Source organism: Longispora sp. NPDC051575, assembly GCF_040681875.1.
Lineage (GTDB): Bacteria > Actinomycetota > Actinomycetes > Mycobacteriales > Micromonosporaceae > Longispora.
In genome coordinates, this window is sequence record NZ_JBFAZP010000005.1 from 433,294 (window position 1) to 454,792 (window position 21,499).

Annotated in this window: 20 protein-coding genes and 1 pseudogene; 8 read left to right on the plus strand and 13 right to left on the minus strand. The window is 71.1% G+C overall.

All coding sequences use genetic code 11. From position 1 onward, the window contains the following. Positions 1–65: 65 nt before the first annotated feature. From AB0M43_RS16385 to AB0M43_RS16395, 3 genes are all read right to left on the minus strand, one after another. Positions 66–623 (minus strand): RICIN domain-containing protein, encoded by a 558-nt coding sequence (locus tag AB0M43_RS16385; protein WP_363725308.1) that lies wholly within the window; start codon positions 621–623, stop codon positions 66–68. 179 nt (positions 624–802) lie between these two features. Beyond that, positions 803–1,819, minus strand: a complete 1,017-nt coding sequence (locus AB0M43_RS16390) for an NAD-dependent epimerase/dehydratase family protein (RefSeq protein ID WP_363725310.1) — start codon at positions 1,817–1,819, stop codon at positions 803–805. 1 nt (position 1,820) lies between these two features. Beyond that, positions 1,821–3,311, minus strand: coding sequence for a helix-turn-helix transcriptional regulator (locus AB0M43_RS16395; RefSeq protein ID WP_363725312.1), 1,491 nt, complete (start codon positions 3,309–3,311; stop codon positions 1,821–1,823). Positions 3,312–3,540: 229 nt separating this feature from the next. Between AB0M43_RS16395 and AB0M43_RS16400 the strand changes: the two genes are divergently transcribed. The 6 genes from AB0M43_RS16400 to AB0M43_RS16425 all read left to right on the plus strand — a co-directional run bounded on the left by AB0M43_RS16400 (position 3,541) and on the right by AB0M43_RS16425 (position 9,493). Continuing rightward, a complete protein-coding gene (locus tag AB0M43_RS16400) occupies positions 3,541–3,828 on the plus strand; it encodes a hypothetical protein (RefSeq protein WP_363725314.1) in 288 nt (95 codons plus the stop codon). Positions 3,829–4,456: 628 nt separating this feature from the next. Then, a complete protein-coding gene (locus AB0M43_RS16405; RefSeq protein ID WP_363725316.1) occupies positions 4,457–4,810 on the plus strand; it encodes a hypothetical protein in 354 nt (117 codons plus the stop codon). A gap of 147 nt (positions 4,811–4,957) precedes the next feature. Continuing rightward, positions 4,958–6,625, plus strand: a complete 1,668-nt coding sequence (locus tag AB0M43_RS16410) for an NAD-binding protein (protein ID WP_363725318.1) — start codon at positions 4,958–4,960, stop codon at positions 6,623–6,625. A 45-nt stretch (positions 6,626–6,670) separates the two neighbouring features. Beyond that, entirely contained in the window at positions 6,671–7,327 is a 657-nt protein-coding gene (locus AB0M43_RS16415) for a nitroreductase family protein (RefSeq protein ID WP_363725320.1), read from the plus strand. Between the two features lie 64 nt (positions 7,328–7,391). Continuing rightward, positions 7,392–8,708, plus strand: coding sequence for a serine protease (locus tag AB0M43_RS16420; protein WP_363725322.1), 1,317 nt, complete (start codon positions 7,392–7,394; stop codon positions 8,706–8,708). Positions 8,709–8,734: 26 nt separating this feature from the next. Then, the gene (locus tag AB0M43_RS16425; protein WP_363725323.1) at positions 8,735–9,493 is read left to right on the plus strand and encodes a phosphatase PAP2 family protein; all 759 of its coding nucleotides are present in this window, start codon (positions 8,735–8,737) and stop codon (positions 9,491–9,493) included. Between the two features lie 42 nt (positions 9,494–9,535). Here the strand turns inward: AB0M43_RS16425 and AB0M43_RS16430 are convergent, their stop codons facing one another. From AB0M43_RS16430 to AB0M43_RS16450, 5 genes are read right to left on the minus strand one after another with little or no spacing between them, the layout of a single operon-like run. Beyond that, a complete protein-coding gene (locus tag AB0M43_RS16430; protein ID WP_363725325.1) occupies positions 9,536–10,357 on the minus strand; it encodes a class II fructose-bisphosphate aldolase in 822 nt (273 codons plus the stop codon). After that, the gene (locus AB0M43_RS16435) at positions 10,358–11,494 is read right to left on the minus strand and encodes a 1-phosphofructokinase family hexose kinase (RefSeq protein ID WP_363725327.1); all 1,137 of its coding nucleotides are present in this window, start codon (positions 11,492–11,494) and stop codon (positions 10,358–10,360) included. After that, the gene (gene nagA, locus AB0M43_RS16440; RefSeq protein WP_363725778.1) at positions 11,491–12,513 is read right to left on the minus strand and encodes an N-acetylglucosamine-6-phosphate deacetylase; all 1,023 of its coding nucleotides are present in this window, start codon (positions 12,511–12,513) and stop codon (positions 11,491–11,493) included. Before nagA ends, AB0M43_RS16435 begins: the two co-directional genes overlap by 4 nt. A 53-nt stretch (positions 12,514–12,566) precedes the next feature. Beyond that, entirely contained in the window at positions 12,567–13,496 is a 930-nt protein-coding gene (locus tag AB0M43_RS16445; protein ID WP_363725328.1) for an ROK family protein, read from the minus strand. Next, the gene (locus AB0M43_RS16450) at positions 13,489–14,370 is read right to left on the minus strand and encodes a sugar isomerase (RefSeq protein ID WP_363725330.1); all 882 of its coding nucleotides are present in this window, start codon (positions 14,368–14,370) and stop codon (positions 13,489–13,491) included. The genes AB0M43_RS16445 and AB0M43_RS16450 overlap by 8 nt, the downstream gene beginning before the upstream one ends. A 192-nt stretch (positions 14,371–14,562) precedes the next feature. On the opposite strand from AB0M43_RS16450, the gene AB0M43_RS16455 reads away from it, so the two are divergent. Then, positions 14,563–15,348 (plus strand): DeoR/GlpR family DNA-binding transcription regulator, encoded by a 786-nt coding sequence (locus AB0M43_RS16455; protein ID WP_363725332.1) that lies wholly within the window; start codon positions 14,563–14,565, stop codon positions 15,346–15,348. 158 nt (positions 15,349–15,506) lie between these two features. On the opposite strand, the gene AB0M43_RS16460 is transcribed toward AB0M43_RS16455, so the two are convergent. Further along, the gene (locus AB0M43_RS16460; RefSeq protein ID WP_363725334.1) at positions 15,507–16,118 is read right to left on the minus strand and encodes a cadmium resistance transporter; all 612 of its coding nucleotides are present in this window, start codon (positions 16,116–16,118) and stop codon (positions 15,507–15,509) included. A gap of 171 nt (positions 16,119–16,289) precedes the next feature. Here AB0M43_RS16460 and AB0M43_RS16465 point away from each other — a divergent pair. Then, a pseudogene (locus AB0M43_RS16465) lies at positions 16,290–16,511 on the plus strand (DUF3263 domain-containing protein); the annotation flags it as partial. A 48-nt stretch (positions 16,512–16,559) separates the two neighbouring features. On the opposite strand, the gene AB0M43_RS16470 reads toward AB0M43_RS16465, so the two are convergent. The 4 genes from AB0M43_RS16470 to AB0M43_RS16485 form a co-directional block, all read right to left on the minus strand. After that, entirely contained in the window at positions 16,560–17,351 is a 792-nt protein-coding gene (locus AB0M43_RS16470; RefSeq protein ID WP_363725336.1) for an RlpA-like double-psi beta-barrel domain-containing protein, read from the minus strand. 125 nt (positions 17,352–17,476) lie between these two features. Further along, positions 17,477–19,576 (minus strand): AAA family ATPase, encoded by a 2,100-nt coding sequence (locus tag AB0M43_RS16475; RefSeq protein WP_363725338.1) that lies wholly within the window; start codon positions 19,574–19,576, stop codon positions 17,477–17,479. Between the two features lie 384 nt (positions 19,577–19,960). Next, a complete protein-coding gene (locus tag AB0M43_RS16480; protein ID WP_363725340.1) occupies positions 19,961–21,190 on the minus strand; it encodes an amidohydrolase family protein in 1,230 nt (409 codons plus the stop codon). Then, positions 21,187–21,474 carry a hypothetical protein gene (locus tag AB0M43_RS16485; RefSeq protein WP_363725342.1) on the minus strand — a complete coding sequence of 96 codons (288 nt, stop codon included), beginning with the start codon at positions 21,472–21,474 and terminating at the stop codon, positions 21,187–21,189. Before AB0M43_RS16485 ends, AB0M43_RS16480 begins: the two co-directional genes overlap by 4 nt. Between the last annotated feature and the right edge of the window lie 25 nt (positions 21,475–21,499).

The window sequence follows — 21,499 nt, forward strand, 5'->3', positions numbered from 1 at the left end:
GTGGAGGTGCTGGTCGGGAATGGTGCCGGGCGGTCGTGGATGGCCGCCCGGCACCTGTGCCCGGCCTACTTGAGCGTGTCCTCCCACACCGGCAGCCACACGTCATTGGGCGCGCCCGCCGCGACGCACGTGTACTGGATCAGCGGGTTGCCCCGCCCCACCCCGCCGCGCACGTTGAGGCACTTGCCGCTCTCCTTGCCCACGACCTGGTACCCGATCCCCTTCGGGACGAGCTTCCACAACTCGTTGGCCGCGTTCCCGCAGGTGTACTGGATGACCGCAGTCCCGTCCTGGGTCCCGCCACCCTGGACGTTGAGACACTTGCCACTGTGGACGGCCTTGAACCGGTAGTACCCGTCCAGGGTCGACTCCGCCTCCCACCGCTCGTTGCCGGCGTTGGTCAGCGGCCACTGGATCACCGCCGCCCCGTTGTCGACCGAGCCCCCGGAGACGTTGGCGACCTGCCCCGGGTCACTGGCGAGCCGGAGCGTGACCTGCTGGACCTGCACCGCCTCCGTGACCGGCCCGCCCGGGGACGTCGCCCCGGCCGGTGTCGCCCAACCCGCCATCGAACCCGCACCCAGCACGAGCGCGGTCGCGGACAGCAGCTTTCGGTAGTCCATGTTTCCCCCCGATTCGGAACTGTGCGTGCCTGTCGAGGAACCCTAGAATCCCGATCGCCCGGGATTCTAGGTAACAGTCAAATTTGAGGTCCAACACATTGAATTCACCACTTTTTGGGTACTGCGCCCGGATGGCGAGATCGTCTGACTAGAATCTCGGTTTCCCGTCGAACGCTCTTTCAGCCCCGCCATGCGCGCCAGGCGTCCTCGATCAGCTCCCCGAGGCCCGACCTGGTCGGGACCCAGCCCAGCCCGGTGGCCGCGCGCCGGACGTCAGCGATGAGAAGCTGGGGCTCGGGCTTCGGCGGGAGGTGCTCGACGGTGAAGTCGACGCCGGTGACCTCCCGGGCCACGCGGACGACCTCCGCCATGCTTGAACCGGTGCCGCTGCCGATGTTGTACAGCTCGTGCGGCGCCGGACCCCGGTAGCCGTCGGAACCGGCCTCTGGTCGGCTTCCAGGTGTCGGTTCGCCGTTGTCGGGCGCGGACGTGTTCTCGGCTGTCGATCTGCCGAGAGCCAGCCGGACAACGGTGGCGACGTCGAGGATGTGCACGAAGTCGCGGACCGCCGAGCCGTCGCCGTTGAGCGTGACCCGGTCGAGCTCGCCCGCCGCGGCGCGCAGGGCGTTGGGGATGATGCGGGTGCGATCGGTGTCGGGCACTCCGTCGACGGCACCGGCCAGGTTGAAGAGCCGCAGGCTCGTGGCGGTGACGGCTCCCGTCGCTGCGTGCGCGGCGACGAGGCGCTCGGCGGCCAGCTTCGACTCGGCGTAGGGGCTCTCCGGGTGCGGTTCCAGATCCTCGGCGAGAGCGCCGGTGTGGACCGAGCCGTAGACGATGTTCGTGGAGGTGAACACGAAGCTGGGCGGGGTCGCGGGTTTTGCCGCCTCCAGAGCGAGGAGAAGGTTGAGGGTGCCGGCGACGTTGACGTCGAAGTAGGCCAGAGGGTGGGCGAAGGAGTCCCGGCCGTGTGCGAGGGCGGCCAGGTGGCAGACCCCGTCGAATCCGCCTTCGGCCACGATCTCGATCATCCGGGTACGGTCCCGCACGTCGCCGTGGACGAGGGTCGCGCCTTCGGGGAGCCTCGTGTCCGTCCCGCCCCGGCTCAGGACGGTGACCTGGTGCCCTGCGGCGAGGAGGTCGAGGGTGACGGCGCGCCCAAGAAATCCCAACCCTCCGGTGACCAGTACCTGCACGTCAGCTCCTTTCGAGGATCTTCGCTCGGTGTTGCCACGCCAGCTCCAGAATTCCGGCCGCAGCGGGCGCCAGACGGTCGCTGTCGAGTAGCTCGTCTATGACGTGCCGGGTGAAGGGAATCGCGTGCGTCGGTCTGACAGTCCCCGTGGTGACGATGGTGCCCTCGTCGTTGGAGTGGACCATCTCCGCGAAGAGCCGGTCGTATACCGGGCCGTCGTAGACAGCGACTGTCAGGAGTTCCCCCCACAGCGTGAGTGCGTCCAGGGCTACGCCGAGGCAGTACACCCGAACTCCGCCTGAGGCTTTTGCTCGACCGAAGGACGAGAGCGGTTCCGCGCCGTAGTCGGCTGGTTGGCCGTCGCCGCCGTGCTCCGCATTGCCGAGGAATTCTTCGCTGTACTCCCGCATGATGTTGTGCCAGAGGTCGAAGTCCGTGGCCTGGGCCGCCGGCATGATGCTGGAAGGCTGGAAGACGCCAGCCGGCATGATGTGCAGCATGCCGCCGGCGGTGGCGACTCTGTTGGCGGATCTGTCGTGGAGGACGAATGTCGCTCCATCTCGATCAACGCGCAGGGTCAGAGTATCGGTGGACGTGGTGGCGGGACGGCGTGGAAGGGTGAAGGGATCTTCCAACTCCCGTCTGAAGTTGAGGCCCCGCCAACTGGCGGGCAGGAGTTTGGCGCCGTCGGAAGACAGGTGTTGGGCGGCCATTTCGTGCGCGAGTGTTTCCGCGACATCGAATCCCTCGAAGTATGTGCTCGAACTGAAGGTCAGTGCGTTCTCCGGATCAGCCCAGTCGATATCGACCAGTCGCCAAGCGAACTTGTTCTCGAAAAGGCGAGGATGGTCCAGGTCCCGAACCGCCTGGCTGTAGCGCTGGTAGCGACGTCCGACGTCGGCCAAAGGCCGCATCCTCGCGCTGAAGTCTTCTGACCCGGTGACAGTGGGCTGCCCTAGCCCGGTCAGCTTGATGCGGAACTCGTCGAGGTCCAGCGGAGTCGGTAGCAGCCAGGACGGGTGTGCAATCAAGCCGGAACCACCCACCCGAACGTCGGGGTCGTAGAGCTGGGCTGCTGTACGGGCGATCCGCACGCGGTTGAGGTTCAGGAGTCTGCGGACTTCACGCCATTCCGCCTGGCTGTGGGCGACGTGAGGTTTGTCCACGTGTTCGACCGGAGGCGAGTCGATCGAGAACGGCTCACGTGGCCTGTTGCCGGGCCCGGGGTTGCTGGTGATCCGGGGCCGGGTCAGGCCCAACTCCTCCAGGGAGACGCCGAAGTGCTCGGCGAGCAGTTGGCGGTGGATGCCGGAGGGGTGTGTGATGCCGCGCTCCCAGCGGCTGACCTGGTTTGCCGAAACGGCGATTCCGCGGTGGTGCGTGGCTCCCAGAGCATTCAGCGCCTCAGCGACATCATGCTGGGTCTGGCCGGCCGCGTCCCTGAGGTTGTACAGAGCGATGTTGGGGACCGCGTCCGTCGCTCGCGACACCACTTCCGCCTCCCGCGCTCGTCCGTGTGCCCACAGGCTATCGGGGAGCGAACGGTGACAGTTCCCGCCTATTCGATGCCTAGTCGCTGCTCTCCGACTGCCTTTGGCGGGACGTTCCTTCGCGCAGGCGGGCCTGGTGAGCTTGTGGACAGCGGAAGTCGCTCCTGAGTCGCGACTTATCCCCGCAGTCCTCACCCAGGTCGTCGGACGCCTCTCCCGAAGGGCTATCGCCATGTTCAAGGCTTCACCAGCGCAGATCTCGGAACTCGGCCAGCGGATCGTGAGTTTCGTCGACAGTTACCGGCCGGACGAGGTCGACGCGCTGATCTTCGTGGACGAGGAAGGCCGGTTCGGGTTCTCGAAAGGGCCGGACGCGCCGGTCGGCTGTCGGGCGATCATGAACCGGGCCGGGATCGACCGCCTTATGGTCCTGCACACCTACGTAACCGGCGACTTCGCCGACCCCGGAGTGCGTGAGTCGTTCGCTGCCCTCGTCTGCGATGACGCGTGGCTGTCCTGAGGCACAGTGCGCCCAGCGGGGGCCGGGCAGGGATGGAGCCGACGCGGGAGTTGCCGACGGTGACGCCCCGATGCACGGCGCTCCCTAACGAAAGCTCTGCGGACCGCGCGGAGGCGCTCGCTGAAGGTATCTGTCTGATCGTCGTAGGCGCGTTCGTGGTGGGCGTGCTCGCCTACGCGGTCGCCATTGCCTTCGGTTGGCACCAGTAGCGCTGCCCGGGCTCTGACATCATGGGGCGCTCTTCTGTTGCCCGGTCGGCCTCAGGGGTTCTGAGCTGTGGGTACGCGGAGGATCGTTCGCACGATGAATGGTTCTCGGGGTGACGGGGGCGGCGGCGGGGAAGCGCGGTGGTCGATGGCGCGCGGGGATTCGTACACGTGAATGGGATTCGGGTGTTTGGTTACTGAGTGTCGTGGCATGGGCACCCAATCGGATGGTTATGCAGATCCGCCCATTGATGTTGAATAATCGCCCCGCGAAGGCGAGACCTGAGTGCGGTTCGCTCGTTGCGTAGATCAGAAGCGCGAAGGGTACCCAGATCTCAAAGATGTTAGTTACCCTAATTGCGGCAATTGTCCTGCGTCGACCACCCGCCGTGGTCGACGCACAGCCCCTGAAAGGGGGAGTCATGGCTGCTCTGGAGACCTACGGGCGGACCAGCGACGAGCCGGCCCGCCATGGCGGTTCCGGTCATCCGGCGACGATCTACGGGATCGCCGGCGTTCTGGTCGAGCACGACGGGATGACCTACCGCCAGTGGTTGGTGCCCGGCCTCCGCTACGAGATCCGCCCCAACGACGGTTGGAAGCTCGTCGACGCTGACGGGATTCTCATCGGCCACCTGGTGGAGGAGGACGGCAGCGCGATCCGCGAGCTGCCGACCGCCGACGGGCCGCTCGTCCTGATCCGCCCGAACAGTTACAGCGTGCAAGAGGTGCGCGAGGGGGCCTGGGAAGTCCTGGTCCTCGAACCGGCACTGTAGGTCTGATCCGGGACGGCGGGTGGCGAGGGTGCCGCCCGCCGTTTCGCCGCCCGGGCCGGCGGAGGCGCGCGGGCGTGGGGTTCCTCACTGGACGCCGGCCGTGGTCGGGACGGTCGCCGGTTGCCCCGGCTGGCTACCATCGGGCACATGTCCCCAGTCCTGCCCCGCCGTGTGCAACGCCGGCACTTCGTCGTCTGTGGGGACAATCCGCTCGCGTTCCGGCTGGCCGAGGAGCTGACGAAGAAGTACGGGGAGAACGTCACCGTCATCCTGCGGTCCAAGAGGGACAACCACGGGCCGGACATCTCCCGGCTGCCGGGGGTGCGGATCGTCGAGTCCACCCGGCTCGACGAGGACACGTTCCGGGCCGCGGGGCTGCCGGAGGCGCGCGCCCTGGCGCTGGTCCAGCACGGGGACGTGGAGAACATCCACGCGGCCCTGCGCGCCCAGGACCTGCACCCGGGGCTGCGCCTGGTGGTCCGGATGTCGAGTACGAGCCTCGGGCGGCGGATGCACGAGCTGTTCGACGACTGCACGGCCCTGTCGGACGCGGCGATCGCGGCCCCGGCGTTCGTGGTGGCGGCGTTGAACGACCCGACGTTGAACGTGGTGCGGCTGCCGGGCCAGACGCTGCGGGTCGCGCACCGGGACTCGGTGCCCGAGGACCAGGTGTTGTGCACGCTCACCGATCCGACGGAGTCGCCGTCGGCGCTGCTGCCGGAGGGCTCGCGGAGTACGGACCTGGTGTTGGCGCTGGCGACCGGGACCCCGGAGGAGACCGCGCCGGCCCCGCCGAAGCGGCGCGCGCCGGCCAAGATGCTGTGGGACGTGCTGCGGTTCCGGAAGTTGTGGATCGCGCTGCTGGTCGGGCTGGGCGTGATGGCCGTGGCGGCGACGGTGTGGTCGGAGCTGACGGGCAAGTCCTGGCTCTCGTCGCTGTACGAGATGATGATGACCTCCGCCGGTTCGGGGCAGGTGGACCACAACCTGCACGGGCCGGAGCGGGTGGTGCAGGTCGCGGTGACGCTGGCCGGCCTGGTGATCCTGGTGCCGATCGCGACCGCGCTGGCCGTCGAGTTCGTGGTGAACACCCGGTTGGCGATCGCGTTGAACAAGCCCCGGACGACGCACTCGGGGCACGTGGTGGTCATCGGTCTGGGCAATGTGGGCACCCGGGTGGTGCGCCAGCTGCACGACCTGGGCATCGACGTGGTGGCGATCGACGCGAACGAGAAGGCCATCGGGGTGCCGGTGGTCCGGTCGCTGGGCCGCGAGGTGATCGTCGGGGACGCGAGCCGGCGGGACACGCTGCTGGCGGCCGGGGTGGACACGTGCCGGGCGTTGTTGACGATCACGAGTGACGACGCGACGAACCTGGACGCGGGGCTGCTGGGCAAGGAGCTCCAGCCGGATCTGTGGGTCACGCTGCGGCTGTTCGACGGGGACCTGGCGCACCGGGTGGAGAAGCATCTGGGGATCACCCGGTCGCGGAGCGTGTCGTACATGGCGGCTCCGGCGTTCGCGGCGGCGATGATCGACCGGAAGGCGATCCAGACGATCCCGGTCGGGCGGCGGGTGCTGCTGGTCGCGGAGTTGCCGTTGGCGCGCGGGTCGGAGCTGGTCGGGGCCCGGTTGAGTGCCGCGCACGACTCGGGCGAGGTGCGGGTGATCGCGATGCGCAACGGCGGCCGGACGGGGTACCGGCCGTCGGCGGACCATCTGCTCGCCGTGGGGGACCGGATCACGGTGGTCGCGACCCGGGCGGGGCTCGGCCGGCTGCTGCCGAGAACGGTGTCCCGGTCCACGTCCGAATAGTGAACACTCTTGTCCGTTAGGCGGTCGGGGTCTAACAATGTACGCATGACGCGCAGCTACCCCACCGTTCCGGCCCCGCACTACGACGTACCCGCCGAAGAGGCCCTTGCCAGGGTCGAGGCCTTCGCCGACCTGATGCTCCAGCGCAGGACGATCCGCGACTTCTCCGACGCCCCCGTGTCCCTCGATGTGATCGACGCGGCGATCCGGGTGGCCGCGACCGCCCCGAGCGGCGCGAACGTGCAGCCGTGGCGGTTCGTGGTCGTCACCGACCCCGAGATCAAGTCCCGGCTGCGGGTGGCGGCCGAGGAGGAGGAGGTCGAGTTCTACACCCGGCGGGCGAGCCAGGAGTGGCTGGACGCGCTGGCCCCGCTCGGCACGGACACCGACAAGCCGTTCCTGGAGGTCGCGCCGGCCCTGATCGTGGTGTTCGAGGTGCACAAGGGGCCCGAGACCCCCCGGCCGTACTACGTGAAGGAGTCCGTCGGGATCGCCGTCGGTTTCCTGCTCGCGGCGCTGCACCACGCCGGCCTGGCGACCCTGACGCACACCCCGAGCCCGATGCGGTTCCTGAACGAGGTGCTGGAGCGGCCGGCCGAGGAGCGGGCGTACGTGGTGATCCCGGTGGGGTACCCGGCGTCGGACGCCGAGGTGCCCGCGATCACCAAGAAGCCTCTGGACGAGGTACGAATCATCCGATGACCGCGTCGCCCCCACCGCGCGGGTCGTTAACCACGGCAAACCCGAAATGCGCGGAAGGGGCACCATGCGGCGAGTCGTGGCGGTACTCATGGGGGTGGCGATCCTGGTCGTCGCCGGAGGGGTCGCGGAGGCGGCGATCACGCACCGACAGGACGGCCCGTTCGGGATGCTGGTCGCCGCGAGCACGGACCAGCAGCCCGAGCAGGGGATGGCGGGCGCGCCGGAAGCGAAGTCGAAGGCCCCCGGCAAGACCCAGGCCAAGGAGTCCAAGATCAGGCCGGCGCCGGCCCTGATCGGCGGGATCGAGCCCGTCAACCAGGTCCTCGACCTCCTCGGCAACGGGCGGACCGAACTGCACTACAAGGACGCGGAGTACGTGAAGCCGCACATCAGCAAGCTGGTGCTGCTGCCCGGGCAGTACCTGAAGGTCAGCGACAAGGCGGGCAAGGAGAGCCGGTACTACGGCCCCGAGGGCCTGCCGCTCAACCCGGCCAGCCTGCTCGACGTCGGCAAGACCCTGTCCAACGGTCCGCTGACCGGCGTGGACAAGTGGGTCATGTCGGTGCCCGGCGACACGGCCGTGCTGGAGGTCGTCAGCAAGCGGCTGCCGCTGCCCACCGAGAAGCTCGGCGGCCTCGGCGTCACGGTCGACAAGGTGGCGCGCGGCTTCGGCAAGAAGGAACTCGCCGCGAAGGAGAAGCCGCGCACCGAGAGCGTGTGCAAGCGCGACGACAAGTCCGACGCGGTGTGCTTCCAGTCGGAGTACCCCCGGGAGTTCGAGCACGCCAAGCCCGTCGCCCGGCTCCTGATCAACGGCGTCGAGCTGTGCACCGCCTGGCGGATCGGCGCCAACAACCGGATGCTGACCAACCAGCACTGCATCGCCAGCCAGCGCGACGTGAACAACACCGAGGTCTGGTTCAACTACCAGTGCGCGGTGTGCGGGGCGGCCAAGTCGGAGCCGGTCACCAAGGTGTGGGGCGACCAGTTCCTCGCCACGGACGACAAGCTCGACTTCACCCTGTTCTCGGTGGGCGAGTTCGAGGAGATCCAGTCCTTCGGGTACCTGGAGTTCGACGATCGCCGGCCCGACGCGGGCGAGGAGATCTACATCCCGCAGCACCCGGGCGGGCAGACCAAGCAGATCGCGATGACCAGCGACGCCGATGGCGCCAACTGCAAGGTCGACGATCCCAACTTCGAGGGGTACGGGCCGGGCACGGACGTCTCGTACTTCTGTGACACCGAGGGCGGCTCGTCCGGTTCGCCGGTGCTGTCGCGGCGGACCCACAAGGTCGTCGCGCTGCACCACTTCGGCGGCTGCCCCAACTCGGGGGTGCGGGTCGACCTGATCCAGAAGAAGATCGCCGGCAAGCTGTAGGAACGGTCGGCACGCTTTAATAGGGGATGCGAATTCCCCTGGTCAAGGAACGGCCAGGCTGGTGGCTCGACGCCTCCTGCCTGGCCGTTCTGGTTGTCCTGACCACCGCGTTGGCCCGGGGCGCCGGGTGGCTGCTGGATCTCGATGTCGCCGTCCGCGACGCGGTGGACGCGCACCGGCCCGACTGGGCGGACTGGGTGTTCGGGCAGGTGTTCAACCGGCTCGGCGGCGGTACCCCGCTGATGGTGTTGTGCCTGCTCGCCGGTGTCTGGCGGCTCTGGCGGGCCCGGGCCGGATCCGGAGCCGCCCCCGGGAACGGCACCCCTACGGCTGGCGCGGCGCTGCTCGGCCGCCTCTGGCCACTTCTCATCACCGTGGCCGGCTACCTGCTGACCGGCCTGTCGATCAAACCCCTCAAGGTCTGGTCGCACCGCCTCCCACCGCACGACCCGGCCAACGACCCGGCCTTCTTCGCCGCCCCGCACCCCGGCTTCTCGGGCGGCCCGGCCAACGAGTCGTTCCCGTCGGGACACGCGGTCAACGTGTTCGTCTGGTACACGATCCTGGTCATCCTGCTCGCCCCGTGGCTGACCGCCCGGTGGCGGCTGGTGCTGCGGGTCGTACCCGTCGTCGTGGTCACCTTCACCACGATCTACCTGGGCTTCCACTGGGTCACGGACACCGCCGCCGGCCTGCTGATCGGCGTGCTGCTGTCCCGCCTGATCAGCTGGGTGGACTGGGAGGCGCTGGGGTCGCGCCGCCGGGAGCCGGCCACGGCGGCATAGCCCGGGGCGGCTCGACGGTTCGCGAGCCACCCGGCGTCGCCGCTACGGGTTCAGCACCCGCAGGAAGTGCTCGACCGTCGCCGCCATCGCGTCCCGCCCCGGCGCCACGTACTTCCGCGGGTCCACGGCCTTCGGGTTCCCCCCGAGGTACTCCCGCACCGCCCCGGTGAACGCGATGTTCAACGCCGTACCAATATTGATCTTCGTCATGCCCGCGCGCACGGCCGCCGTCAGCTCCCCGTCCGGCACCCCCGAGGACCCGTGCAGCACCAGCGGCACCGGCACCGCCGCGCGCAGCCGGCCGATCAGCTCCAGGTCGAGCGCGGCGTCCCGGGACACCATCGCGTGCGAGGAGCCCACGGCCACGGCCAGCGCGTCCACCCCGGTGTCCCGGACGAACGCGGCCGCCTCGTCGGGATCGGTGCGCACCCCGGGGGCGTGCGCGCCGTCCTTGCCGCCGACCTCGCCCAGCTCGCTCTCCAGCCACAGGCCGTGCGCGTGGCAGAACTCGACGGCCTTGCGGGTCTCGGCCACGTTGGCGGCGAAGTCGAGCTTGGAGCCGTCGTACATGACGGAGCCGAAGCCGTGGTCGGGCGCCTGCTCGACCAAGGACATGTCCTCGACGTGGTCCAGGTGCAACGCGACGGGTACCGAGGACGCGCGGGCCACCTCCCGGGCCGCCGCCGCGATCGGGGCGAGCCGATTGTGGTGGAAGAGCACCGCGTTCTGGCTGATCTGCAGGATCACCGGCTGGCCGGCGGCCTCGGCTCCCGCGACGATGGCCTCGGCGTGCTCCACGGTGATCACGTTGAACGCGCCGACGCCCCGGCCGGGGACGACGAGCTCTGCGGTGGGGGTCAGCATCTACAGCTCCTGAGAGGTCACCGCATGGCAGAACCTGCGGTAGGCGATCTGGTCGAAGGCCCCGGCCTCGGGGGCCAGCACCGCCGCGGCGGACAGCGCCACCGCGTCGGCGAGGATCGAGGGCCATTCCTTCCGGTACGCCAGCCCGCGCGCCACGGCCGCGACCGCCGAGTCCCCGGCTCCCGTGGGGTTGCCGGCGACCGGTGCGGGCGGGGCGGCGTGCCAGCGGCCGTCGGCGGTGACGGCGAGCATCCCGTCGGGGCCCCGGGAGGCCAGGACGGTGCGCGCCCCGGCCGTGCGGAGCGCCTCGGCGCATTCGATGATGTGCGCGAGGCCGGCGGTGGCGATCCGGTACCCGGCGTCGGCGGCGGTTTCACCGTCGGTCGGCCGCTCGGTGGAGTCGGCCGTCCGGGCGCCCCCGTCGACGCCCGGACGATCTGTGGGCGCGAGGTCGGCGCGGGTGGTGTCGGTGCGTGGTCCGGGGGCGGCCGGCTCGGTGCCGGAGGGGAAGCCGGGGTCTGCGGCGCCCTGCCGGACGTTGCTGTTCCGCGACTCGCTGGCCCGCCCGGCGTGCATGGCCTCCGCCAACTCCTCGGCGTTCGGCTTGATCACATCCGGCCCGGCCGCCAGGGCGCGCAGCAGCGGCTCCCCGCTGGTGTCGAGCACCGTCGGCACGTCCCGCTCCCGCGCGATGCCCACGAGCTGCGCGTACGCGTCCACGGGCACCCCCCGCGGCAGCGACCCGGACAGGACGACGACCCGGGCGACCGCGACGAGCCCCGTGTAGCGCCCGACGAACTCGGCCCATTCCTCGGCGCTGACCTCGGGGCCGGGCTCCCAGAACCCGGTGGCGTCGGAGCCGTCGGTGACGACGACCGTCCGGCGCGACTCGCCCGCGATCTCCACGAACGCGTGCTTGGTCTCCAGCAGGTCGCGGGCCCGGGTGCCGGCCGCGCCGCCGATCAGGCCGGTGGCGATGACGGGCTCACCGAGGGCGTGCAGGACCCGGGCGACGTTGAGGCCCTTGCCGCCGGGGCGTTCCACGACGGTGCGGACCCGGTGCGCGGAGCCCGGGACGAGCGCGTCGACCTGGTAGGTGACGTCGAGCGCCACGTTCAGGGTGACGGTGAGGATCACGCGACTCGCGCTCCGCCCTTGTGCACCTCGAGGACCTGGAGGTTGTCGTCGAGTACCAGGAAATCGGCTCTTCTGCCGACCTCGATCGCGCCCCGGTCGTGCAGGCCGACCGCGCCGGCCGGGGTGGTCGCGGCCATCCGCACGGCGTCGACGATGGAGAAGCCGGCCCCGATGGCCCGGCGGAACGCGGCGTCCATGGTCAGGGTGCTGCCGGCGATGGAGCCGTTGCGGGTCAGCCGGGCCACGCCGTCGGCGACGACCACGCCCTGCCCGCCGAGCTCGTACTCGCCGTCGGGCATCCCGGTGGCCGCCATCGCGTCGGTGATCAGGGCCGCGCGTTCCGGGCCGGTCACGCCGGCCGCGAAGGACAGGGTGCCGTCGTGCAGGTGCACCCCGTCGGCGACGAACTCGCAGACGATGCCGGGCGCGCGGAGCAGGGCGAACACGGGGCCGGGCTCGCGGTGGTGCGGCGGGCGCATGCCGTTGAACACGTGGGTACCGACCGTCGCGCCGGCCGTGATCATGGCCAGCGTCTGCTCGTACGTCGCGTCGGTGTGCCCGATCGCGACCGCGATCCCCGCGTCGACCAGCATCTTCGTGGCCGCGAGCGCGCCGGGCAGCTCGGGGGCGACGGTCACCATCCGCACGGCCCCGCCGCCGAGCTTGAGCAGCGCGGCCAGCTCGTCGAGGTCGGGGTCGCGGAGGAACTCGGGGTTCTGGGCGCCGCACCGGATCGCCGACAGGTACGGGCCCTCGTAGTGGATGCCCGCCAGCGTGCCGTCGCCGACCAGGGGCCGGAAGTTCGCCGTCGCCGTACTCATCAGCTCGGGGGGCGAGGTGACCAGCGAGGCGATGATCGAGGTGGTGCCGTGCGTGAGGTGGAAGGCCGCCGCCGCGCGGGCCGCGACCGGGTCGCCGGTGGTGAACGTGTGCCCGCCGCCGCCGTGGGTGTGGATGTCCACGAAGCCGGGGATCAGCCAGTGGGTGGCGTCGCCCCCCGGTACCACCTCGGTGATCATGCCGTCTTCGCTGTCGAGCTGGCCGGTGACGACCCCGTCGGGGGTGACGATCTTCACGAGCTCTCCAACCTGTCGAGCGCGAGGAGTGCCGCACCGATGCAGCCGGCCTCGTCGCCGAGCGCGGCCCGGACCAGGTGTGGCCGGGCATGGAACGTCCGTTTGGCGTCCAGCGCGACCGCGAGCGGGGCGAGGAGCAGGCCACCGGCCTCGGCCAGCCCACCCCCGATGATGATGATCTCCGGGTCGAGCAGGGCGATCCCGGCGAGCAGCCCGTCCGCCAGGGCGTCCACGGACTCCTGCCAGATCTGCTGCGCCTTGGCCTCTCCGGCCTCGGCCCGCGCCGCCACCTCGGCCGCGGTCACGTTTTCACCGTACCTGCGGCCGATGGCGCTGGCGGACGCGATCGCCTCGACGCACCCGAACTGGCCGCAGCCGCACTGGGGCCCGCCCGGGCGGATGACGATGTGGCCGATCTCGCCGGCCGCCCCGTGCGCGCCGCTCCGGACCTGACCGTTGACGGCCAGCCCCGAGGCGATTCCAGTACCAATCGGAATGAAAAGCACGTTATTGTACTCTTTGCCCGCACCGATCCGCGCCTCGGCCAGGGCCCCGGCCCGCACGTCGTGCCCGAGGGCGGCGGTCAGCCCGGTCCGCCGCTCGATCAGGTCGCGCAAGGGGGCGTCGCGCCAGCCGATGTTCGACGAGTACACGGCGATGCCGCCGTCCTCGTTGACCACGCCCGGCACGACGACGCCGACTGCCTTCGGGTCCAGCCCCTTCTCCCGGGCCGTGCGCACCAGGCCGGCCGCGACGTCGCCGATCGTGTCGAGGACCGCCTCGGGCCCGCGCTCGCGGTGGGTCGCGTGCCGCTCGACGTGCAGCACGTGCCCCTCGGTGTCCACGAGCGCGCACTTCATCCCCGTACCGCCGACATCGATCGCGACGACGGTACGGGGCGCGTGGCTGGGCGGCCCGCTAACCATCCAGGATCACCGAACGGGTCAGGTGCCGCGGCTGGTCGGGGTCGAGGCCCCGGTGCGCGGCGAGCGCCACGGCGACCCGCTGGGCGACGACCAGGTCCGCGAGCGGGTCCAGGTCGCTGGAGACGAACGCGGCGCCGGTGCGCTCCACGTCCTCGGCCAGCCCCTTCGGCACCTCGCCGAACGCCCACACGGCGCGGTTCGGGGCGGCGATCGAGATCGGGCCGTGCCGGTACTCCATCGCCGGGTACGACTCGGTCCAGAACGTCGCGGCCTCCCGGCACTTCAGCCCGGCCTCGTTGGCCAGCCCGACGGTCCAGCCCCGACCGAGGAACGTGATCTGCTCGATCGTCGCGACGTCCACCGGCAGCGCGAGCTCGACGGCCTTGGCCGCGTCCGAGATCGCCCCGGACAGGTCCTCGCCCAGGCTGGCGCGCAGCAGGGCCAGGGTGGTGGTCGCGAACCGGGTCTGGACGACCGACTTCTCGTCCGCGAAGTCCAGCACGATCGCGTCCCCGGCGAGCGCGACGCCCGGCGAGGTCGGGTCGCCGATGATGGCGACGCTGGGGATGCTGGCGGGCAGCTGGCCCAGCAGCTCCAGCACCTCGGTCGTGGTGCCCGACCGGGTGATGGCGAGGACGCGGTCGTACCCGCGCCCGACCGGGAACTCGGACGCGGCGAACGCGTCCGTCTCGCCGTGCCCGGCACTCTCGCGTAACACGGCATACGACTGCGCCATGAACCACGACGTGCCGCAGCCGACGACCGCGATGCGCTCGCCGGTGCGGGGCAGAGCGTCGACCCGGGCGCCCGCCACCTCGACGGCGCGGGTCCAGCACGCGGGCTGGCTGGCGATCTCCTGCTCGACGTACGTCACCTGCGTGGCCTCCTTGATGGCTTATGATCCGATTTCGCGCACGGAACTCGACGTAAGGGCCTAGTTTCGAGCATCATTGTGCAGGAGAATCATTGTGCACGGAACTCCGTAGGATGCATAGCACTGTGATGCCGCCCGACGGGGCTGACGGAGATCGAGCCCGACTGGGGCTGACTGGGAGAGGGGCCGCACGTGGACCGGTACGCGCGCTGGAATGCGCTGCTGGAGCTCCTCGCGGAGACCGGGCGTGTCAGTGTCGAGGACGCAGCCGATCGGCTGACTGTGTCGCAGGCCACAATTCGGCGGGATTTCGACCAGCTCGCCCAGCAACAGATGATCACCCGCACCCGGGGCGGCGCGGTCGCCAACGGGGTGTCCTACGACCTGCCGTTGCGGTACAAATCGGCCAAGAACATCGGGGAGAAGCAGCGGATCGGCCAGGTCGCCGCCTCGCTCGTCTCCCCGGGCATGGTCGTCGGCATCAACGGCGGCACCACCACCACCGAGGTCGCCCGGGCGCTCGCCACCCGCGCCGACCTGGCCGGCGGCGTCGACGGCCAGGGCCTGACGATCGTCACCAACGCCCTGAACATCGCCAACGAGATGATCGTCCGGTCCCACATCAAGATCGTGGTGACCGGCGGGGTCGTCCGCCCCCAGTCCTACGAACTCGTCGGCCCCCTGGCCACCGGCATCCTCCGCGAACTGACCCTGGACATGGTCCTGCTCGGCGTCAACGCGGTCGACGTCCAGCTCGGCGCGGCGGCGCACCACGAGGGCGAGGCGGCGATCAACAACCTGATGGCGGCCCGCGCCCGACGCGTCGTGATCATCGCGGACAGCTCCAAGCTGGGTAAGCACGCCTTCGCCCGGATCTGCCCCATCGAGCGCGTCGACACCCTGGTCACCGACCAGCACGCCGACCCGCGACTGGTGGCCGAGTTCGAGGCGGCGGGGCTGAAGGTCGTCAAGGTGTGACCGGTTCGTCACCGGGACACGCTCCGGCGCGTTGACGCATGTCCGGATCTGGGCAATCATCTGGTAGACGTAGCCCGTGCGGCGAGGCGGCCCCCTCATCGCACGGGCTCACTGCTGTCCGGGCGACGAAGCGACCCGCTCCCGGCGCGGGGCCGGAGTCAGATCAGGGCGAGGGCCCGGCCGATGACGCCCGACTCGGCGATGATCGCGGCTCCGATGACGACGAACACGACCGGCACGATCCAGTGCCCGTGCCGCTCGATGACCGCGACGACCCGCCGGTGCGACCCGAGCCACGACCCGGCCACGCACCACACGGCCACCAGCACGGCGAACACCCCCACCGTGACCAGGCCTTCCGTCACCCCGATCGTCCGCAGCATCGGCGTGTAGACCGACACGTTGTCCGCACCGTTGGCGACGGTCACCCCGGCGACCGCCAGCCAGCCGCCCGCGACCCGGGGTGCGTCCGCCCCGTTCGCCGCGTTCCGGAACGCCCCGACCAGGCCCCGGACCCCCAGCCCGACCGGCACCAGCCCGAGGAGCCCGACCCAGCGGTCCGGCACGACCTGGAGCCCCAGCGCGGCCAGCGCGGACACCGCCACCAGCGCGCCGACGCCCAGATACTGCCCGACCCAGATCTGCCACCGCCCCGGCCGGCCCGTCGCCCGGGACGACAGGAACAACACGGTCAGAATCAAAAGATCATCGACATTGGTACCGGCGAACACGCCCACCGCCGCCGCCACCGTCCGGAACAGTTCCTCCACGACGGGCACAGTACGGCCCCCGGGTACCCGTCGCGGCCGCCTGTGGACAACTCGTTGGCCTGTGGATAACCCTGTGGATACCGAAAACTGGCCTTTCGTTCGGGGTGGGGGCTTCGCTAGGGTCGAGGGATGGCCATCTCGTCGAACACTCCCGAGGCGAAGCTGCCGGAGCTGAGCGTCCGGGAGCGCGAGCTGCTCGACTTCGAGAAGCGGTGGTGGCGGTTCCCCGGTGCCAAGGAGCAGGCGATCCGCGACGAGTTCGACCTGTCCGGCACGAGGTACTACCAGCTGATCAACGAGCTGCTCGACAACCCGGCGGCCCTGGTACACGACCCGGTGCTGGTCGGCCGCCTCCGCCGGATTCGCGACACCCGCCGCCGCTCGCGCGGCTAGGGCGGATCCGGTAGATCTTGCCCTGAGCCGGTCGCGGCGCGGTGTGTCTCACAGGAGTTGCCACGTGATGTTGACCTGGCCCAGGTCCAGGTCGGCGATCCGCTCGAACGCGGCCGCGGTGAGCCCGATCGAGCCGGGACCGCACCCGCAGGTGTCGACGATCCGCACGGTCACGGTGCCCCGGGGCCCTTCGACCCGCATGCTCCTGCCGCACAGCCCCCGCGTCATCTCGGTACGGCTGACGGCGACCACGAGCTGGTCGGCGGTGTCGACCTCGCCGCAGGAGCCCGTCACGCCCGGGGCGGGCGAGGGATCGTAGTAGGTCGCCGTACCGGAGCCGAATTCGTCCGAGCCTTCGTGGGGCGGGGTCGCCGGGTACGTCGACCCGCCGGGAGTCTCCGTGGTCCCGGGTACGACCTGCACCCCGTACTCGGAGCTGGTCTCGCAGGAGGCGTTCCACGCGTGCACCCGGATGACCCGGTAGCCGGGCACGTCGTGGGTGTAGCCGGTCAGCGTCGCCTGCGAGGAGGAGGGGGTGAACTCGAAGCGCCACGCGCCGTTCGGCAGGTGCCGTTGCGGTGCGGGTCCGTTCTCGATCCACACGCCGAGGGCGTCGGAGGCACCGAAGACCAGCGTGGTGTGGGTGCCCTGGCGGACCACGTAGTTGACGGCGTTGCCCGCCGGGCCGTTCGCCCACCGGTTGGGGCCGGTCAGCGTGCCGCAGGAGGCTGCCGCCGCCGGGCTGGAAGCGACGACGGCGCCACCGGCGAAGGTGGCGAGGGCGGCGAGTGCCAGCAGCGAGCTCCGGCCGAACCTGCGGGTGCGTGCGGGGGTGGACACAGGTTGCTCCTCGGTCGCTCGGCTCGGCTTCTGCATCCTGCCGGGCCGCCCTGGTCCCCACTATCGGCTACGACACCCGGGCGGAGACGCATTCCCGATAGCGGCCCGCCACCGGGCGGCAGCCCCTACCGGGACGCCGCGTAGGCCGCCAGCGCCGCCACCTGCGCCGGATCCAACGACGGCCGCACCCGCTCCCGGGCCGTGGCCACATGCGCGCCCGTCACCGTGGCCGCGTCCAACGACTCCCGCATCGCCGCCAGCGCCGCCTCCCGCAACAGCGCCGCACAGTCCGCCGAGGAGAACCCCTCCAACTCCTCGGCGAGCACGGCCAGGTCCACGTCGTCGGCGAGCGGCACGTTCCTGGCGGAGGCGCGGAGGATCGCGGCCCGGGCGGTGGCGTCCGGCGGTGGGACGTAGACGAGGCGTTCGAGGCGGCCGGGGCGGAGTAGCGCGGGGTCGATCAGGTCGGGGCGGTTGGTGGCGCCGATGACGACGACGTTGCGGAGGGACTCGACGCCGTCGAGTTCGGTGAGGAGGGCGGCGACGACCCGGTCGGTGGTGCCGCCGTCGGTGGACTGGCCGCGTCGCGGGGCGAGCGCGTCGACCTCGTCGAGGAAGATCAGGGTGGGGGCGGCGTCGCGGGCGCGGCGGAACAGTTCGCGGACGCCGCGTTCGCTCTCGCCGACCCATTTGTTGAGCAGCTCGGCACCCTTGACGGACAGGACGTTCGCCTTCCCGGTGCCGGCGATGGCCTTCACCAGGAACGTCTTCCCGCAGCCGGGCGGCCCGTACAGCAGGACGCCGCGCGGGGCGTCGACGCCGAGCCGGGCGAACGTGTCCGGGTACGTCAGCGGCCACAGCACGCTCTCGGTGAGCACCTGTTTGACGTCGGCCATGTCGCCGACCTCGTCGAGGGTGATCCGGCCGAGGTCGAGGGTCGACTGCCCCATGGAGCTGGGCCGGACGACTTCGAGGGCGGCGTCGAAGTCGGCCTGGGTGACCTGGGGCGCGGCCCCGCCCCGGACCCGCAGGGCGGCCCGGACCCCGGCCTCGCGGGTGAGGGCGGACAGGTCGGCGGCGACGAAGCCGGGGGTGCGGCCGGCGACGTCGTCGAGCAGCACGTCGGGGGCGAGCGCGACGCCCCGGGTGAGGACGTCGAGGAGTTCGCGGCGGCCGATCGCGTCGGGGAGCGGTACGGAGATCTCGTGTTCGAGCAGGCCGGGGCCGCGCAGGCCGGGTTCGAGGTCCTCGGGACGGCTGGTGGTGCAGATGACGGCCCGGCCGCGCCCGACCCGGTCGACGATCAGGGACCGGAACGCGGTGGCCAGCCCGCCGGACAGGGCATCCACATCGGACACGAGCAGGATGCCCTCGGACCTGCGGAGCGCGGCGAGGGCGTCGTTCGGCGGCTGGGCGGCGAGTTCTGGGCCCCAAAGGGTGGTGACCCGAGCCTTCAGGGAGTGCGCGACGGCTCTGACCAGTGTGGACTTGCCCGACCCGGCCGGCCCGGTGATGAGGACGCCGAGTGACACGTCGGTACCGAGGGAATCGAGCACTTCGCGGTGGTGCAGGCCGAGGTCGAGGAGTTCGGTGAGCTGCTGGGCCTGGCCGCGCAGCCCGGCGAGCTCGATCTCCTCGGCGGCCGGGCCGGCGGGTTCGGGGGCGGACGGCGAGTGGGTGGCGTGCCCGTCGCGCCAGCCGACGACGGTGTCCATGGTGACCAGGCCGGTCGGCCCGGGCTCGACGGCCGTGACGGTGAGCAGCACCGTTGTCCAGGCGAGGCCGACCCGGTTGGCGAGGCTCTGCCGGGCGCCGGACGCCACGTCGTGCGGCAGCAGGGACACGTTGTCGTCGAGGGTGGCGACCTTGCCGAGCAGGGCGAGGCGGAGCATCTCGGGGGAGACCGAGGCCATGATCTCCGGCTCGCCGGCGACGGTGATCCGCCGGGCGGCCTCGACGGGCAGCGCGGACACGGTGACCGAGGAGCCGTCGCGCGCGCCGAGGTTGCCGAGCATCAGGTCGTCGGCGTGCAGCAGGCCCCGGGCGGTGCCGGGCTCGGCGAGGGCCGCGATGCCGGCGGTCTCCCGGCGCCCGACGAGCCGGATCGGGTCACCGGGCCGCAGCCCGAGGGCGGTGAGCACCTCGGCGTGCAGCCGGACGATGCCCCGGCGGGCGTCGAGGGCGGCGGGGCGCAGGCTGGCGGTCAACGTCAGGGCTTCGGTCACGCCCCGAGACTAGCCGCCTCCCGCCGCCCCGGGAGGGGCCAGAAACGAAACCCCTCAACCCACCAGACGGGTACGAGCCCCCGCGCGCCCACCCGCGCTCCCCGCGCCCCGCGTACCCCCGGGGCCGGCCGGTGCCGCGCCGCGCCCACAGGGGCGTCCAACTCGCCACGGGCAGGAATCGGCCCCGCCAACGGGGCCAGGCCCGTGCGCCTGTCCGCGCTCCCCGCGCCCCGCGTGCCTCCGGGGCAACAGACTCCGCGACGCCCCCCGGGTGTGGGCTGGACAGGGCCCCTCCCCGGCACGAGGCAAGGGCCCATTGCCGCCACGCCCACCACCAGCCCGGCGTCGGCCATTCCCGTCACCCGAGTACGGGCCCCGCGCCCATCACGCGCCCGTGCGGTCCACCACCCGGTTGCCGTCCAGCCACACGCCCCGGATCGACTCCTTGAGCGCGCCCTTGGCCCCGGCGTGCGCGAGCGCGTCGCCCTCCACGAGTACCAGGTCGGCCTTCTTGCCCGGTGCGATCGTGCCCAGGGAATCGGCCACGCCCAGCAGGTCGGCGGCCGAGCCGGTGCCGGTGTGCAGGGCGGCGGCCGGGGTCATGCCGGCCTCGATGAGGAGCCGGAACTCGTCGAGGTTGTCGCCGTGCGGGCCGACGCCGGAGTCCGTACCCATCGCGATCTTCACGCCCGCCGCGACGGCGCGCTCGACGGCGGCCGTGTGCTGGTCGACCACCATCAGGGCCTTCTCGATCACCTCGGGCAGCAGGCCGCCGCCGTCGGCCGCGATCCGGAGCACCATCTGGGGGGCGAGCATCGTCGGGACCAGCCAGGCGTCGCGCTCCAGCAGCAGGGCCACGCCCTCGTCGTCGAGGTAGATGCCGTGCTCGACGGAGCGGACCCCGTTGCGCAGCGCCACCTTGATCCCGTCGGCGGCCTGGGCGTGGGACATGACGTACTTGCCCGCCGCCGCGGCCTCCTCGACCATCACCGCGACCTCGGCGTCCCGGAAGTGGCCGTGCCGGGGGTCGTCGCGCGGGGACAGTACCCCTCCGGAAGTCATGATCTTGAGAACGTCGGCCCCGGCGCGGAGCATCTCGCGGGTCTTCTTCCGGGCCTCGTCGGGCCCGTCGCAGATCCCGTGCGGGCGCCCCGGGTGCGCGGGGAACAGCTTCACGGAGGTACCGCACGGCATCCAGCCGTCCCCGTGCCCGCCGGTCTGGCTGAGCGCGTTGACGGAGATCTGCATCCTCGGTCCGGCGACGAGCCCGCGCCGGACGGCCTCCTTGACGCCCAGGTCCGCGCCCCCGGCGTCGCGCACCGAGGTGATGCCGCAGTCCAGGGTGGCCCGCAGGTTGTGCACGGACTCGTAGAACGGCAGCGAGAACGGCCTGGCCAGCCCCTTGAGGTAGTCCACACCGGAGAACATCACGTGCACGTGGCAGTCGAAGAAGCCGGGCAGCAGGGTGTGGCCGGTCGCGTCGATGGCGACATCGCCGTCGAGGCCGACGCCGACCTCGACGATCGTGTCCCCCTCGACGACCACGTCGGCGGGGGAGGGGGCAGCGCCGGTGCCGTCGAACACGACACCGCCGTGGATCAGGGTCCGGGTCATCCGTTGTTCATAGCGGCTCGCGCCGCCTCGACGCCACCCCACTGGTCCCAGATCGTCCAGGTGCTGCCGCCCGGGTACACCTCCACGCCGTTGTCGGGGCCGAGTTGGACCCGGCGGCCCGGGTACGCGCGGGTGGCTGTCTTCACGTCGCGTTCGTCGAAGGCGCCGGAGAAGATGATCGCGCCATCGATGAGTTCGCATTTCGTGGCGCCGGTCGGCCAGCGCTGTTCGAAGGCGTCCGTTTTGAACGGCTCATGGGGCGGGGGGAGGTCAGGGCCAAGCATGTGGGAGATTTAACCGTATTTTTTT